Source organism: Geovibrio sp. ADMFC3 (assembly GCF_054687035.1).
In genome coordinates this window covers 40,723-57,235 of record NZ_BAAFZG010000002.1, presented here as the reverse complement: position 1 = coordinate 57,235, position 16,513 = coordinate 40,723, and the positions used below count along the sequence as shown (strand labels likewise).

General features: G+C 43.9%; 16 protein-coding genes. 11 read left to right on the top strand and 5 right to left on the bottom strand.

The window, feature by feature from the left end; genetic code table 11:
* Nucleotides 1–154: 154 nt before the first annotated feature.
* Entirely contained in the window at nucleotides 155–1,066 is a 912-nt protein-coding gene (gene rbsK / locus ACYRYY_RS00530; protein ID WP_460213534.1) for a ribokinase, read from the bottom strand.
* Nucleotides 1,063–2,109 (bottom strand): LacI family DNA-binding transcriptional regulator, encoded by a 1,047-nt coding sequence (locus tag ACYRYY_RS00525; protein ID WP_460213533.1) that lies wholly within the window; start codon nucleotides 2,107–2,109, stop codon nucleotides 1,063–1,065. The genes rbsK and ACYRYY_RS00525 overlap by 4 nt, the downstream gene beginning before the upstream one ends.
* A gap of 145 nt (nucleotides 2,110–2,254) precedes the next feature.
* Between ACYRYY_RS00525 and rbsD the strand changes: the two genes are divergently transcribed.
* The 5 genes from rbsD to ACYRYY_RS00500 all read left to right on the top strand — a co-directional run bounded on the left by rbsD (nucleotide 2,255) and on the right by ACYRYY_RS00500 (nucleotide 6,545).
* Nucleotides 2,255–2,674 (top strand): D-ribose pyranase, encoded by a 420-nt coding sequence (rbsD, locus tag ACYRYY_RS00520; protein WP_460213532.1) that lies wholly within the window; start codon nucleotides 2,255–2,257, stop codon nucleotides 2,672–2,674.
* A complete protein-coding gene (locus ACYRYY_RS00515; RefSeq protein WP_460213531.1) occupies nucleotides 2,674–4,179 on the top strand; it encodes a sugar ABC transporter ATP-binding protein in 1,506 nt (501 codons plus the stop codon). The genes rbsD and ACYRYY_RS00515 overlap by 1 nt, the downstream gene beginning before the upstream one ends.
* Before the next feature lie 28 nt (nucleotides 4,180–4,207).
* Complete coding sequence (gene rbsC, locus ACYRYY_RS00510; protein WP_460213530.1) at nucleotides 4,208–5,146, top strand: ribose ABC transporter permease; 939 nt, start codon at nucleotides 4,208–4,210, stop codon at nucleotides 5,144–5,146.
* A 22-nt stretch (nucleotides 5,147–5,168) separates the two neighbouring features.
* A complete protein-coding gene (gene rbsB / locus ACYRYY_RS00505) occupies nucleotides 5,169–6,044 on the top strand; it encodes a ribose ABC transporter substrate-binding protein RbsB (protein ID WP_460213529.1) in 876 nt (291 codons plus the stop codon).
* Between the two features lie 126 nt (nucleotides 6,045–6,170).
* Complete coding sequence (locus ACYRYY_RS00500; RefSeq protein WP_460213528.1) at nucleotides 6,171–6,545, top strand: winged helix-turn-helix domain-containing protein; 375 nt, start codon at nucleotides 6,171–6,173, stop codon at nucleotides 6,543–6,545.
* Nucleotides 6,546–6,590: 45 nt separating this feature from the next.
* Here the strand turns inward: ACYRYY_RS00500 and nrfD are convergent, their stop codons facing one another.
* From nrfD to ACYRYY_RS00485, 3 genes are read right to left on the bottom strand one after another with little or no spacing between them, the layout of a single operon-like run.
* Entirely contained in the window at nucleotides 6,591–7,736 is a 1,146-nt protein-coding gene (gene nrfD / locus ACYRYY_RS00495; RefSeq protein WP_460213527.1) for an NrfD/PsrC family molybdoenzyme membrane anchor subunit, read from the bottom strand.
* A 15-nt stretch (nucleotides 7,737–7,751) separates the two neighbouring features.
* Entirely contained in the window at nucleotides 7,752–8,438 is a 687-nt protein-coding gene (locus ACYRYY_RS00490; protein WP_460213526.1) for a 4Fe-4S dicluster domain-containing protein, read from the bottom strand.
* 2 nt (nucleotides 8,439–8,440) lie between these two features.
* A complete protein-coding gene (locus tag ACYRYY_RS00485; RefSeq protein ID WP_460213525.1) occupies nucleotides 8,441–9,328 on the bottom strand; it encodes a C-GCAxxG-C-C family (seleno)protein in 888 nt (295 codons plus the stop codon).
* 807 nt (nucleotides 9,329–10,135) lie between these two features.
* Here ACYRYY_RS00485 and ACYRYY_RS00480 point away from each other — a divergent pair.
* From ACYRYY_RS00480 to ACYRYY_RS00455, 6 genes are all read left to right on the top strand, one after another.
* Nucleotides 10,136–10,684, top strand: coding sequence for a helix-turn-helix domain-containing protein (locus ACYRYY_RS00480; RefSeq protein ID WP_460213524.1), 549 nt, complete (start codon nucleotides 10,136–10,138; stop codon nucleotides 10,682–10,684).
* 15 nt (nucleotides 10,685–10,699) lie between these two features.
* Nucleotides 10,700–11,605, top strand: coding sequence for a proline dehydrogenase family protein (locus tag ACYRYY_RS00475; RefSeq protein WP_460213523.1), 906 nt, complete (start codon nucleotides 10,700–10,702; stop codon nucleotides 11,603–11,605).
* A 32-nt stretch (nucleotides 11,606–11,637) separates the two neighbouring features.
* The gene (pruA, locus tag ACYRYY_RS00470; protein WP_460213522.1) at nucleotides 11,638–13,272 is read left to right on the top strand and encodes an L-glutamate gamma-semialdehyde dehydrogenase; all 1,635 of its coding nucleotides are present in this window, start codon (nucleotides 11,638–11,640) and stop codon (nucleotides 13,270–13,272) included.
* Nucleotides 13,273–13,394: 122 nt separating this feature from the next.
* Complete coding sequence (locus tag ACYRYY_RS00465) at nucleotides 13,395–14,522, top strand: branched-chain amino acid ABC transporter substrate-binding protein (RefSeq protein WP_460213521.1); 1,128 nt, start codon at nucleotides 13,395–13,397, stop codon at nucleotides 14,520–14,522.
* A 143-nt stretch (nucleotides 14,523–14,665) separates the two neighbouring features.
* Nucleotides 14,666–15,571, top strand: coding sequence for a branched-chain amino acid ABC transporter permease (locus tag ACYRYY_RS00460; protein WP_460213520.1), 906 nt, complete (start codon nucleotides 14,666–14,668; stop codon nucleotides 15,569–15,571).
* On the top strand, nucleotides 15,571–16,512 hold the full coding sequence (locus ACYRYY_RS00455) for a branched-chain amino acid ABC transporter permease (RefSeq protein WP_460213519.1): 942 nt from the start codon (nucleotides 15,571–15,573) through the stop codon (nucleotides 16,510–16,512). The genes ACYRYY_RS00460 and ACYRYY_RS00455 overlap by 1 nt, the downstream gene beginning before the upstream one ends.
* Nucleotide 16,513: the final 1 nt, after the last annotated feature.

The window sequence follows — 16,513 nt, the reverse complement described above, 5'->3', positions numbered from 1 at the left end:
AACCTTCCTTAAGGAATTGTCCAGCCCTGTATGTTCAAATTTATCTATAAATTCTATATTTTTTATAGGTTAAAATATCAGCTTTAAAAAGTCAATATATTTGTAAACCTCAATGCACTATATGTACAGAGACTGAATAAGTGAAGAGAAAATATCAGGCATCAGCCAGATTGCGAACCTCCTCAATGGAAGGCATGCCGTCCTGCGCTCCGTGTTTGGTTGTGGATATAGCAGCAGCAGCATTGGCAAACCGCACTGCACTTTTTAATTCCAGCCCCTCACCAAGAGCATAGGCAAGCCCTGCGTTGAATGTATCGCCTGCTGCGGTGGTATCTGCTGTTTTCACCTTGAAGCCAGCCACATGGGTAAAAACACCATTTTCAAATATATATGCACCCTTTGCACCTGCCTTCATCACCGCTGCTTTAACTCCTTTTTCAGCAAGAGCTTTCCCCGCCGCCTCAAAGCCTGATTCATCGTCAGGCCGTATTCCGGTCAGTGCTTCGGCTTCCGTCTCATTAGGGGTAATTATATCAACCAGCCTGAGAAGTTCCGCAGGAACATCCATAGCAGGAGCGGGATCGAAAATTATCTTTGTACCTGCGTTTTTGGCTGTTCTAGCCGCCTCAAGAACAGCTTCCATAGGCACTTCAAGCTGAAGAAGAAGGAAATCTGCCTGTTCTATCAGCTCTTTTTTATCTTTTATATATTCAGAGTCCATTCTGCCGTTTGCGCCGGGAATAATTATAATAAAGTTTTCCCCTTCTCCATCAACAGTTATCACTGCAATACCCGTAGAGGTTTCCTCACGCATTATTCCAGAAGTTTTCACGCCGAGCTTTCTGAAATATTCCATGTATTGTGCGGCGTATATATCATTGCCTAATTTACCGATCATAACTGTGTCCGCACCAAGTTTGGAAAGAGCCACAGCCTGATTAGCACCCTTGCCGCCGGTGAAGGTGCTGAAGGATTCTCCCTGAACAGTTTCTCCCTTTTTGGGAAAACGTTTTGTTCTCGTCACCAGATCTATATTAAGGCTTCCCGCCACACAAAACCTGCTCATAAATCCTCCTCTGCACCGGCAAGGTATTTTACGCTTTTTCTTTCTATAACTTCGCCGCCTATCATTATCTTTTCATAGGGCATGCGGCTTCCTTCCTTTATTCTCTGCATAATAAGACCAACAGCCTTTGCACTTATTTTTTTCTTTGAAACACTTACAGTGGTAAGGGGAGGTTCTGTCATGGATGCTGCGGGCAGGTTATCAAAACCCACCACAGAAACATCGTCCGGAACAGCATAGCCCTCCTCCTTTAATGCTCTTATACATCCCATTGCTATTATATCATTCACGCAGAAGATAGCGGAAGGTACCTCTGTGCCCTGACTGAGTATAACCTTCATATCTCTGTATGCGCCCTCATATCTGGAGTCAACAGAGTAAAAAAACTTTTCATCAGGTTTAATTCCAGCCAGTTCGAGGGATTTTATAAAACCAAGCTTTCTGTACATAAAGTTGCTTGTCTCTCTGTTTCCGGTGACAATGCCAATATTTTTGTGCCCCATACGCACAAGATGTGAGACCGCATTGTAAACTGATGAATCATTATTCATATCCACAAAGTCAAAAGGCATGTGGGGATAAAGCAAATCTATAAATACAATAGGCACATTCACCTTGAGAAAATACGCTATATCGCTTTCATCAAGCTCGGTTCCCAGAATCACCGCTCCGTCAGCATCGGATGAATTGATATATGACACAACCTCTGACGGCTCAAACTGCGGAAAAGCGGTAACTTCCAGAGAATAACCCTTAGTACCCGCCTTCATCTGTGCCCCGTCAATATAATCAGCGATAAATGCTTTATGGTTTTCGTTGAGTATCTGCCCGTGTTTCACAATATTCACAAACAGCAGCGCCTTGTGCCTCTTTCTGGGAACACTTTTTTCAAGCCCCTTGTAGCTATGTTCACGGGCTATTTTAAGTATGCGTTCCCTTGTTTCAGGACCGACACCGGGCTTGCCGTTCAGCACAAGGGAAACGGCAGCGGGAGATACCTCAGCAAGTTTCGCTATTTCTGCCACTGTAATGTTTTTTTTCATTTATAACTGCCCTTCAGATTGGATATTCATCTTTATTATATCATATTTTAGTTGTATTCAACTAAATTTTTAGTAAAATTTTACTAAATTATTTACTTGATCTCTTCTTACCGTCTGGTATCATTAAATTATAGAGGGTGCAGTTATGAAAAAAGGACAGCTTCTCAACAGCCGTATATCGGCAGTTATTTCAGAAATGGGACACACGGATACTCTTGTGATAGCAGATGCCGGTCTGCCGATTCCTGCATCGACAGAGCGTATAGACCTCGCTCTGACAAACGGAGTGCCGGACTTCATCACCACTCTGCTTAATGTACTTTCAGAGCTTCAGGTGGAGAAAATCACCATTGCAGAAGAGATCATAAAGGCAAACCATACTGTCTGGGACATGATAACGGCAGTAATTAAGAAAACAGAAAAAGCCCAAGGTAAAAAGATTGAAACAGCAATGGTTTCCCACGAGAGGTTTAAAGAGCTTACAAAATCTGCCAAGGCGGTAATAAGAACAGGCGAATGCACACCATATTCTAATATTATTCTTCATTCAGGAGTCGTATTCTGATGACTAAGATGCCGCTTCTTGAGATGAAAAACATAACAAAAACCTTCCCCGGAGTCAAAGCTCTGGACAATGTTTTCCTGCGTATATTTGCTGGCGGCGTTATGGCTCTCCTTGGCGAAAACGGAGCGGGAAAATCAACTCTCATGAAAATTCTAAGCGGTGTATATACAAAAGACTCCGGTGAAATACTTTATAACGGCAAGCCATTAACCGTGAAAGATCCCAAAGATGCCCAGAATAAGGGAATAGCCATAATCCATCAGGAGCTTAACCTTATCCCCGAACTCACTGTAAGTGAGAATATTTTTCTTGGGCGTGAGCCTGTTAACTCCTTCGGAAAAATAAAATATTCCGAAATGAACTCCCTCGCAGCAGAATACCTTTCAAGACTGGGCGAAAAAACATCGCCTTCTGCCAAAGTAGCCTCCCTTAGCGTTGGTCAGGCGCAAATGGTCGAGATAGCCAAGGCGCTCTCCATGAACGCCGAAGTTATAATCATGGACGAACCGACAGACTCACTGACAGATGTGGAAACTGAAAACCTTTTTAAGGTAATAAACGAGCTTAAAAATGACGGCAAGGCTCTCGTCTATATATCACACAAATTATCAGAAGTATTTGAGGTCTGCGACAGAGCAACGATTCTCCGTGACGGCACTTTTGTGGATGAGAAACCTGTTTCGGAGCTTGATGAGGAAAGCATAATACAGTTAATGGTCGGCAGACCGCTTCTTGAGAGATACCCAAGAAGCGAATGCAGGCTGGGCGAAATTATCTTTGAAGCGGAAGGCATGACAAACCAGCTCGTGCGGGATATAAGCTTTCAGGTCCGCAGAGGTGAAGTTGTGGGCATAGCGGGGCTGATGGGTTCAGGCAGAAGCGAAGTGGCAAAAACAATCTTCGGTGTTCTGCCCCTTATATCAGGTGAAATGCGCCTGAACGGCAAACCTCTTAAAATAAACCACCCCGCTGACGCCATTACGGAAGGAATATCCTATGTTTCCGAAGACCGCAAACAGCTTGGACTTATCCTCGGCATGACCATAAAAGAGAACATCACCCTCCCCGCATTAAAAAAATATCAGAACGCATTCAGGCATGTTTCATACGATAAGGAAACAGAAACGTCACAGGAATACATAAAAAAAATGTCCATAAAAACAACAGGACCTTCCCAGAAGGTTGTGAACCTCAGCGGTGGAAACCAGCAAAAAGTTGCCATAGCCAAAGGTGTGGTGACAGAACCCAAGGTGCTTATTCTGGATGAACCAACCAGAGGGGTTGATGTGGGCGCAAAAAAAGAAATTTACGAGCTTATAAATCTCCTAAAAGCTGACGGAATGGGTATCATACTGATATCCTCTGAACTGCCGGAAATTCTCGGCATGAGCGACCGCATACTTGTCATGAGCGGCGGGCGCATAGCTGGAGAGATTGTAAAAGCTGATGCCACTCAGGAAAAAATAATGGCTCTCGCCATAAGCGGGCTGACACAAACTGCCTGATAAAAACAAAAAAGACGGAGTTATTCATATGAAAATGACGGTTAAGGAGTTCCTAATCAGATTCAGACCCCTTCTTGGTCTGCTCATTCTTGCTGTGATAGTCTCGCTTCTCAGTCCGAGATTCCTCACTCTGAGCAATATACTGAATGTTCTCCGTCAGACCTCTATCAACGCCGTGATGGCAGCAGGAATGACATTTGTCATCCTCACAGGCGGGATAGACCTTTCCGTCGGCTCGATACTCGCCATATGCGGTGCTGTTGCCGCCTTCATGATCGCAAACGGGTTCGACCCCTACATCTCCATAGCCACAACACTGCTTCTGGGAACAGTTCTGGGAGCATTCGCAGGAGTAATCATCACAAAAGGCAAGGTGCAGCCCTTCATCGCAACCCTTGTCGCAATGACCCTTCTGCGTGGGGCAACACTTGTCTTCACAGACGGCAGACCAATTTCAACAGGTTTTGATGAAGCATCGGATATTTTTTCATGGTTCGGTACAGGATATATACTGGGCGTTCCTGTTCCTGTTTTCATAATGCTTCTTGTGTTCGCAGTTTCATATTATATCCTCAAATACACCCGCTTCGGCAGATATGTCTATGCAGTAGGCGGCAACGAAGAGGCATCAAGGCTTTCAGGAGTAAGAGTAAACAGAGTTAAAACCGCAGTCTATGCCATTAGCGGTCTGCTTTCCGCATTGGCAGGAATAATAATCACTGCCCGTCTCTCTTCCGCCCAGCCCACAGCAGGAGCAGGATACGAACTTGATGCCATAGCAGCAGTTGTTTTGGGCGGAACAAGCCTCGCCGGCGGCGTGGGAACAATCTTCGGAACACTCATCGGCGCACTGATAATAGGCATACTGAACAATGCGCTCAACCTAATGAACGTTTCCTCATACTACCAGATGATCGCTAAAGGAGCGGTGATTCTCATCGCAGTCCTTATGGATAGAAAAAAGTAACTATATAAAAAGGAGAATCGGCATGAAAAGGATCTTAGCTATCGTTACGGCTTTCATTGCTATCACAGCAATGTCGGCCTTCTCTGCACAGAAACCGGTAGGTCTTGTGGTTTCCACTCTCAACAACCCGTTCTTTGTAACACTTAAAGACGGAGCGGAAGCAAAAGCAAAAGAATTGGGAGTTCAACTCGTGGTTCTCGACTCACAAAATGACCCCGCAAAGGAAATAGCAAATGTCGAAGACCTTCTTTCAAGAGGTGTGGCGGTTATTCTTATCAATCCGACGGATTCTGACGCCGTAGGTAATGCAATCCGCATTGCAAACAGAGCAAAAGTTCCGGTTATCACTCTTGACAGAGGCGCAAACGCAGGTCAGGTTGTATCCCACATCGCTTCAGATAACGTTGCCGGCGGCAAAATGGCAGGCAATTACATTGTTCAGAGGCTCGGTAAAAAATCTAATGTTGTTGAACTTGAAGGAATCCCCGGAACATCAGCAGCAAGAGACAGAGGCAAAGGCTTTAACGAAGCTCTTAAAGGAACGCAAATTGAGGTGATAGCACGTCAGACCGCAGACTTTGACAGAACAAAAGGGCTTAATGTTATGGAAAACATCCTTCAGGCTCAACCTGTTATAGACGCTGTTTTCGCTCATAATGATGAAATGGCTCTTGGCGCTTTAAGAGCTATTCAGGCTTCCGGCAGACAGATTATGGTGGTAGGATTCGATGCCACAGACGATGCAGTCAAAGCAGTTAAGGACGGAGAGCTTTCCGCCACAGTAGCCCAGCAGCCATCTTTTATCGGCGCACAGGGTGTTGAAACTGCTAAAGCTGTTCTCGAAGGCAAAAAAGTTCCCGCAAACATACCTGTCGGACTTAAACTCATAACAAAATAATTTTCCGAATACACCAACACCTTAAGGCGGAGGAAACTCCGCCTTTTTTCGTTTATTCATGCGGACTTTTCTGCGAAAATGATCTATAAATAGAGTAAAAAATGAGTAAAGGCAAAAGGTTCCCTTATGAATAAATCAAACGATATGTTCTCCAAAGCCGTGGGAGACTTCACCTACGGCGGAAGAATATGGATTGACAAGGACGGGAAGAATTTTCTCGGACTCGGTAAAATACACTTTCTTGAGCTTATAAAACAACACGGTTCAATGTCTAAGGCAGCGGCTTCACTGAACATGTCTTACAGCAAAGCATGGGGGTTGGTGGACTCAATGAACTCCCTTGCACGCAAGCCCCTTGTAGTTAAAAAAACAGGCGGTGCGGGCGGAGGCGGTGCGGAGATCACAGAAGAAGGCGAAAGAGTTCTTGAGCTGTACTGGGAGTTCTGCCGCAATTTTGAGCTGTTTCTCCTTGAGCAGAGAGAGGTTATTGAGCAGCTTTAGAAAAAGCTTCTGCGGCGGGTCGTGCCGCAGAAACATTTGAGCTTATCAGTGGTGTTCCGTCTCCATGTTTAAAAACTTTTCTGCCGAAAAGTACAAAAGAAAGAAAACACCAAAGCCGAAGAGGTATATGAGCCACTCCGCCATTGACGGTCTATAGACCGCCAGCTGAACGGAACCGATAAAGCCTTCTTTAATAAGAGGAAGCTGACCTGCTATTACAAAATCATATCTTGTAAAAAACAGCCCGATAAGGAAGACAAACCCTGCAAGGGCAATGTTTCCTACCCTTCCCTTAGCCGTCACTATTAAAAGAAGCGGAATAACAACCGCAAGAAGTATTTCACCTGCCCAAAAATTAATACTCATAGCACCGTTGATAAGAGCCTGAGCAGCGACCTGTGCATCTCCGGGGCTTGTTGAAATTGATGAAATCATCTTCCAGAGATAAAGAAACGACATAACACCTATTCCGCCGCCCATAAGCTTTCCAAGAGAAATAAGTGAATCACTTATTCCGGCAGGCACCCTGCCCTTATAGACGATATAGTGAACAAGCACCAATACACCTGCTCCTGCGGTCACACCGGAAACAACGAGAAATACTGAGAAATATATGCCGTGATACCAAGCTTTTGCACTGAGAGAACCGAATACATAGCCAAGGTTGCTGGTCGCCAGAACACCCACAAAAAGAGCAAGAAAACCAGTAAGAGCGGCAATCCAATGTGAACTCTTTTTTCTGAATACAAGAAAAAGCTCAAAAGCAAGAATAACCAACTCAATGCCGTAAAAAAGCCCCATCCAAAATATTGGCGCTTTAAAATTGGGTGAAATCATCATATAGATCATTTTTAGCGGACTGCCAACTTCCATAAGAATCTGTGTGAAACCGGCAAGAAGTATAACAACGGCAAGAACAACTATCCTTTTGCTGATCAAAGCATACTTTTCAAACCCGAAAGCATGGGCTAAACCGCCTATGAATGCTATACCAGTTGAGATTATTACAAAGTAAGCATATGTAGAGATCAAAAGCCCCCACGGAACATCTCTTGTGACACCGTACATAGCTTCATGACCATTCACAAGCGTCATCACAACCGCCGCCCCGCCCACAGCACAGAGAATAAATCCAAGCAGTATAAACGGTATAGCGGGTATATTTTTATTATTCATAATAAATTCTGACATATCCTTATCTCCCGTTTAAGTCCTTGTTGTGTAGAAAACATTGCACTTAGTGCCTTCTTCCGGTTTCAACACATGGTATGACATAGCCTTTCTCAAAAGTTTGGATACATCGGATTCAGGATCATTAAGATCACCAAACACCCTTGCTCCCATAAGGCAATTTTCAACACAGGCGGGTTCAAGCCCCTTTTCCAACCTAGGCTGGCAGAAGGTGCACTTATCCACTGAATGTATTCTCTCGTCATAGTATCTGGCATCATAAGGACAGCCAGCCATGCAGGTTTTACAGCCTATACACTTTTTCGGGTCAACAAGAATGATTCCGTCTTCTTCCCTTTTATAGCTTGCGCTGGTGGGACATACGGATACACATGGCGGATTGTCGCACTGATTACAAAGAACAGGCATCCAAGATCGTCTGTAATTAAAACTCTGAGCTTTACCGATATACATAACCTTTGTGCGGTAATTTTCAGGTTTTTCTGAGAGATTCCATGTTTTCTTACAGGAAAGCTCACAAGCTTTGCACCCTATGCATCTGTTCTGGACAATGACCATAGCATAGTTATGCTTTTTCTTTGGTCTGCCGTCCCTCACCGGGTCAACATGGTGATATCCGTCCAATGCTAACGCATCGGTAAAAGGGAGCGCAGTAATCAGTGTTATTGCTCCCAAACCTTTTATAAAAAGTCTTCTTTCCATAACTAATACCCTTTAGGCCATTCTTTTCCTTCTGGAAGAGGAGGTCTGGGAACTTTTTCACCGTGGCACTTCGCACAGTTCTGCTGGGCAGGCATAAAAACCATCTGAGGGGCAAACCATGAAACACCCTCATTGTACTCACCGTCTATCCACTGGTTCAAAGTCTCGACCACTTTGTATGCCACTGTTGCTGAGAGCCTCGCACATCTGTCTTTTCTTTCCGCACTGGAAGAGGGAAAACCGGATGCTTTCACCCACTTTCCTACGGAAGCATGACAAAGCGGCGATTCGCTCACTGTATGCACTATACTTGTTTTGTTTGCCCTTGGATTTTTAGGGGTATAAATCGGCATGTTTGAATGACAGTACCAATCCATTATGTTTGTTGTTATGAGTACAGTTGTTTCATCTATGGTAGGAGGGCCAACAATGAGGCTAATAGCCACCGCTGCACCATTGAGTGAACCGCAGAGAGTTCCCCAGCCTGCTACTCCCCCTTCGAATATTACAAATGATTCAGTCGGGAAAGATTTGTAAGGCTCTCCTATTTTTTCTGCAAGCTCACTGAGAATAGAAGCTATCACAGTTCCGCCGCAACCAAGCTCATACCAGCCTTCATAGGCTTTTTCAGCAACTATTTCGGGGTCAAGTTTTGTATAAGGCCAAGGCCATTTATTTGCTTCTCCCGATGTCCACTCAAGGTTAGATGTAAGCTGGTCATCCTGTGTTCCGCCGTGACCATACTGAACAGGATAGTCAGCTTCCGCTGCTGTTTTTTCCTCTGCATAAGCTGCGCCTCCGCCGAAACCGCCTATTCCGCCTATAGCCGCACCAGCACCAAATACAGCGGCTTTTGTTAAAATGTCTCTTCTGGAAAATTTTGCATCCATTCTAATAAACCTCCATCTCTACCGTTATATTTTAGCAAATATAACGATTTTGATTCTTAGTCAATCCTAAAATGCATTTCAAGGGAAGAAATACTCACTTATGCTGATTGCAAAAAATGTTGATTTATTATTCATATAGAAATGATATAGATTAGATTAATGGTTTGTCTCCAGAGATATAGTGATAGATTAATAACCTAAGCTGCCTGTACGGCAGTGAACTGTAGATATTCTATCACAAAACATTAACATTAAAAAAGAAGTAATCATTTTGGAGTTTAATACCTAAATTTCTGATAAAGTCATAAACTATTGATAATACACCCTCCTGAACTAAGCTTCGGAAAAAGGGTCTTAAGAAAGAAAATTTCAGGATACTGAACAAAGCAAAAGAAGCATAAACAATGTATGTACAATTTTTTTAAATTATTTTTATTGGAATTTTTAATTGGGTTTTCTGACCATTGTAACCAAGGTAACAATAAACAGCGTTCTGGAAAAGCATGTGTTTATTTTTTCACTAATGATAAAATGTTCAAAACTTTTTATTAAAGTTAACTTGAAAAACTTTGACACAAGCCACATTTGCTCAAAAAACTCAAACCTTTTTTTCTAATATAAAATATATCTACCGCAGGTATTTGTTATCTTCCGAACAGAAAAAGGTACATTTTGTAATAAAAACAACAATTAAAAATGACCGTTATTCACACTATCTAGGTGAACTTTAGCCCCTTCCAAACCCATTGACATCTATTTAATGTTCAGTATAATGAACATTAAAATGAAATAAAAAAGAGGTATATTTTGGACTTCGGAAAGAAAGTCAAGGAACTGCGTCACGAGCATAAAATGTCACTGCGTGACTTAGCTAAAATCAGCGGATGCAGCATATCCTTCCTTTCACAGGTTGAACGTAACCTTGTTTCGCCGACTGTAGCCAGTCTTCGTAAAATTTCCGATGCTCTTGGGGTGACAATAACCTCTTTTTTTGATAGTCCTCAGGAAGACAGAGACTCTGTTGTTGTTCGAAAAAATGAACGGGTTAAGTTAACTTCCAAGGCTTCCAGAGTGGTTTATGAATCTCTGAAGCCAAAAGGAGCTAACTCTGTTCTTGAGCCTCTTTATCACATCCTTGAAAAAGGAGCATTCAGCGGAAACGACTACAATATGCATGTTGGGGAGGAGTTTGTATACGTGCTTCACGGTCAGGTGGAGATCACGCTCGATAAAAAGTCAATGACTCTTAGTGCGGGCGACAGTGCAGTGTACAACTCCAACATACCTCATAGATGGAAAAACACATATGACGGTGAGACCATACTTTTATGGGTCAATACGCCGCCGACTTTTTAATAATCGGAGAAAGAAATGTTTAACACATTAATCGCGAATTCCATGCCTTACATGCCCAAAGCGCTGGTCGGTTTCTTTGCGAAAAGGTACGTTGCAGGGGCCACACCCGAAGACGCTTTTCAAACCACACTTGCTCTCAACGGTGAAGGGGCGGTTGGAACCATTGATTTGCTTGGCGAGTTTAATGACAAAATCGAAAAAGCCAGACAAACCGTTGAAATGTACAAACTTGTTCTCGACAATATCAAGTCGAAAAATCTGAACACCAACATATCCATAAAACCTACGGCGTTCGGTATTTTATTGAATGAGGAAACATGCACGGAAAATATGCGTGAAGTGATCAAATACGCATATGAAAGGAACATCTTTGTCCGTATTGATATGGAAAACCATCCGTACACGGACTATACTATTGATCTCTACATCATGCTCAATAAGGAAATGCCCGGAAGCTGCGGAACAGTTTTTCAGGCATGCCTTAAACGCACACAGGACGATATAAAACATGTCGCCGCTTCACTTGATAAGGCAAACATCCGCCTCTGCAAAGGAATTTACAGGGAACCGGATGATATAGCTTATAATAACAGAAAGAAGGTTCAGGAAAACTACCTTGAATGCCTTGACCTGCTTTTTGAGAAAAAAGCCTATGTCGGTATAGCCACCCATGATGACGTTCTTATAAACGGCGCCATGGAGCTCATCAAAAAACACAAACTCGAAAAAAATGAGTACGAATTCCAGATGCTTCTCGGAGTGCGCTCTGAGCTTCGCAAGAGACTCCTCGCAGAGGGTCATAAGCTCCGCATTTACACTCCTTTCGGAGAAGACTGGCTTCCGTACAGTATCCGCAGGCTGCAAGAAAACCCCGCAATAGTCGGCTCGGCTATAAAGGGCTTCCTCACCGGCGGCAGATAAACCCCCTTAATCAAATAATAAAGGAGTAACAAATGAATAACAGCATGTTTAACGTACCATTCCCTCTGAACGAACCGGTTCTTGAATACCGTGAAGGCAGTAAGGAGAAAAAAGAACTTAAAGCCGCTCTTAAAGAGCTCTCTGAAAAATACATAGAAGTTCCTGTTGTTATCGGCGGAAAAGAAGTAAAAACTGGAAACACTGTTGAAATAACAGCACCCTTTGATCATTCCATAAAACTCGGTAAATACCACAAAGCCGGTCAGAAAGAAATTCAGCAGGCTATTGATGCTGCAATGGAAGCCAGAAAAACATGGGGCAAAACTCCCTGGTATCACAGAGCAGCGATATTCCTCAAAGCAGCGGAACTTATCTCCACTAAATACCGCGCACAGATGAATGCGGCAACCATGCTTTCCATAGGCAAAACTGCTGTTCAGGCTGAGATCGACTCTGCTTGCGAGCTGATCGACTTCCTCCGCTTCAACGTTTACTTCATGCAGCAGATATATGGCGAACAGCCTCTCCATAACTCCAAAGGCGTATGGAATGCTATTCAGTACCGTCCCCTTGAAGGATTCATTCTTGCTGTTACTCCTTTTAACTTCACAGCTATTTCAGGCAACCTTCCCACCTCTCCCGCATTGATGGGCAACACTGTTCTGTGGAAACCCTCAGGAGATGCGGCATATGTTCCCAACCTTCTTATGAAGATATTCAAAGAAGCGGGACTTCCCGACGGAGTAATAAACTATGTTCCCTCCGATGCAAAAGACATATCCGCAGTAACATTCTCCAGCCCCGATTTCGGCGGTATCCACTTTACAGGCAGCACAGGCGTTTTCAAAAATATCTGGGAAACAATCGGCAAAAACATCTCTTCTTACAAATCATACCCCAGAATAGTGGGCGAAACAGGCGGCAAGGACTTTATCTTTGCTCACAGATCTGCTGATGTTGATGAGCTTGCTGTTGCTTCAGTAAGAGGTGCTTTTGAGTATCAGGGTCAGAAATGCTCTGCCGCTTCAAGAGCATACGTGCCTTTCAGCCTGAAAGATGCTTACCTCAAGAGAATGAAAGAACTCACTGCCGAAATCAAAATGGGCTCACCCCTTGATTTCAGAAACTTCATGACCGCAGTTGTTTCCAAACGTGCCTATGAATCTATCGTAAAATACATAGACTTCGCAAAACAGGCTTCAGATGCGGAAATCGTTATCGGCGGCGGATATGACAGTTCAAAAGGCTGGTTCATTGAACCCACTGTGATAACAACACAGAACCTTGACTTCAAAACCTTCAGAGAAGAAATATTCGGACCTGTTCTGACTGTGACTTTCTATGAAGATGAAAAATATGAAGAATACCTGAAACTCTGCAACTCCGGTAACGAATACGCTCTTACAGGCTCAATATTCTCAAGATGCAGAGAAGCAGTCGAAACAGCTTTCGAGCTGCTTGAAGACGCAGCAGGCAACTTCTATATCAACGACAAACCCACAGGTGCGGTTGTCGGTCAGCAGCCTTTCGGCGGCGGCAGAGGATCAGGCACAAATGATAAGGCAGGAAGCTACCTTAACCTTATCCGCTGGGTAAATACACGCACAATAAAAGAAACATTCGTTCCCCCTCTTTCCATAGGCTATCCCCATATGGAGGCGGAGTAACGGAATTAAATTCTGCAACTTATTCAGGTCAGGCTTTGAGAAATGGAGTTTTTGTGAAATGATATTCTAGTCAATGATCAAGGCTATCAATTGATAGAATACAACACTAGCAGGAGGAAGCTATGAAAAAACTGTTTAGTCTGTCACTTATGCTGATGGTGGGCGCACTTTTCGCCGTTACGGCATTCGCTGCCGACACTATCAAGATCGGAGTACAGGCACCCATCACCGGAGAATACGCAAACGAAGGACAAGGTATTGACAATGCTGCGAGACTTCTTGCAGAGCAGTACAACGCAAAAGGCGGACTTCTTGGCAAAAAACTTGAAGTTTTCACTTGCGATGATGAAGCTCAGGCAATGAAAGCAGCAATCTGCGCCAAAGAACTTGTTGAAAAAGGCGTCATCATGATTATCGGTTCATATACATCAAGCGCTGCTGAAGCTGCTCAGAGAACCTACTATCGTGCCGGTGTCCTTCAGACAACAGACGGAACAAGCGACTCTCTTACCAAAAACGGCTACTGGACTTTCTTCAGAAACTCCAACCCCAACTCCGCCAATGCAGCATTCACTGCCGACTACATGGTAAAAGTTGCAAAATTCAAACGTATAGCAATAATCTCTGACCACTCAAGCTATGCACAGGGACTTGCTGACGCTGTTACGGCAGAAGTAAAAAAACTGAACGGCAACATAGTTTATGCAGGTAAAATCAAAGCCAACAGCCAGAACTACACTCCCGTTCTCACAAGCATCAAAGCTCTGAATCCTGATGTAATCTACTTCGCAGGCTACTACTCTGACGGCGGACTTATCCGCGCTCAGCAGAAACAGCTTGGTATCAACGCTGAATTCATCGGCGGTGACGCTAACGATAACGTAGACTTCGTTAAGCTTGCAGGTGCAGCAGCTAAAGACGCTAAAATAGTAAACGTTCCCACGCCCGACATGCTTCCCTATGACAGTGCGAAAGACTTCCTCGCTGCATATAAAGCAAAATACGGCAAAGAGATTCCTTCAATATGGTCTCTTCTCAACGCTGACGGCATGTACGCATTCCTCACTGCGATTGAAAAAACTAAGTCAACAGACACTAAAAAAATGTCTGATTGGCTGCACAACAATGAGCTTGACGGATTTTCCGGCAAACTTAAATGGGACAAAAACGGCGAGCGTGTAGGCTCTACATTTATGCTTTACAACATCAAAGCTGACGGAACCTACGAAGTTGCTTACCCCAAACAATAACACTCATTTTCAGCAGATAAAGGGCGGCGTATGCCGCCGCCCTTCCTGCTTATTATTCCCATAGGGGGTTCATCTTTCTAAGCACAAGGAAAGATACTTCATTCCCTATGCTTAGAAGGACGAAATATTTTAAGGAAAAGCGTATGGATATATTTCTTCAACAGGTAGTCAACGGTTTGATCATCGGCAGCATCTATGCTCTGGTAGCCCTAGGTTACACAATGGTTTACGGAGTAATGAAGCTTATTAACTTCGCTCATGGGGATCTTGTTGCCTTATCCGCATACATAGGGCTTATGTTTTATACCCAGCTTATAGGTCTGGGCGTTCTTCCTCAGCCTTTGGTTGTGGTGTCCGTGTTTGTACTCACTGCCATTGTGGCGGCGACTGTTGCACTCTTAGTGGAGCGTGTTGCCTACCGACCTCTGCGCAACGCTCCGAGGCTTTCGGCTGTGGTATCTGCACTTGGTGCTTCGATGATGATCCAGAACGGCATAATGCTTATCTGGGGTCCTAACATAACAATTTTTCCCTCTGACATTCTTCCGGCTGTGAGCTGGACAATATACGGCATAACAATAACTTTTGTTCAGGCAGCAATGATAATCATAACTCTGGTTCTCATGATATCCCTTACTCTCTTTATCAATTATACCAAAATGGGAACGGCCATCAGGGCAAGCGCAATCAATCAGGATGTGGCTAAACTGATGGGAATCAATGTTAATATGATAATTATGATCATCTTCATAGTAGGCGCTGTTCTCGGTTCTGTAGGTGGTCTTTTCATAGGAATGTATTACAGAGGCATCTCTTTTAATCTCGGATGGGTATACGGTCTTAACGCATTCATAGCCGCAATACTGGGCGGTATAGGAAATATTCCCGGTTCGATGGTCGGCGGGTATATGCTTGGTCTTTTCACTGCGCTGATAGCAGGCTACGTTTCCTCTTCATGGGCGGAAGCGTTTACATTTATCCTGCTTATCCTCATCCTTATTGTACGCCCCACCGGTATTCTCGGTGAGCGTGTTGCGGAGAAAGTGTAATGAAAAATAAATCATTTATCGGCTATGCGGTTCTTTTCGCCTTTCTGGCTCTGTTCCCTATAACAAACGATCCCAGATGGCTCACAGTTGTAACAACTTTCTGTATCTATTCTGTGGTTGCCCTCAGTCTTGATATAGTTCTCGGACGTGCGGGAATGTTTGATATGGGTCATGCCCTCTTCTTCGGAATGGGTGCATATATAACTGCTATTATGAATGTTCACTTCGGTCTGAACATACTAACAGCGCTTCCGCTTGTAATCATAATACCCGCTTTGTTCGCTATCGTACTCTCAACCCCTATTGTCCATTTGAGAGGAGATTATCTGCTTGTTGCAACAATAGGTATGAATATAGTGTTTGAACAGGCGCTTAAAAACGATCTTCTCGGTCTCACCGGAGGTCCTAACGGAATATTCGGATTGGATGCAACTGTATTCGGATTTTATCTGGATGACGGCATAACAATCTACTACATAGCGTTTTTCCTTCTTCTTCTCACTCTTCTGCTTATCAGAAACCTTGAGAAAAGCAAGGTGGGCAGAGCGCTCCATTATGTTCAGGAAGACCCCATAGCAGCGGAAAGCCTCGGAATCAGCACCAGATTTTACAGAGTATTCTCATTCGCCCTCGGTGCTGCTCTTGCCGGTCTTGCTGGCTTTGTATTCTCAATTCAATACGCTGCAGTGAGCCCCGAAGCCTTCAACTTCATGACATCGGTAATATTCTTCGCCATCGTGCTTGTGGGCGGTAAAGCATCTATCCCCGGAATTCTTGCTGGAACATTCATAATGTTCGTTCTTCCTGAAATATTCAGAGAATTCGCAACAGCAAGATATTTTGTTTTCGGTCTGGCGATGGTTGTCTCCATGGTTCTTCGTCCCGAAGGCATGCTGCCCGCTAAATACGGCAAACTGCCGAAATATGTGACGGAGGATTAGG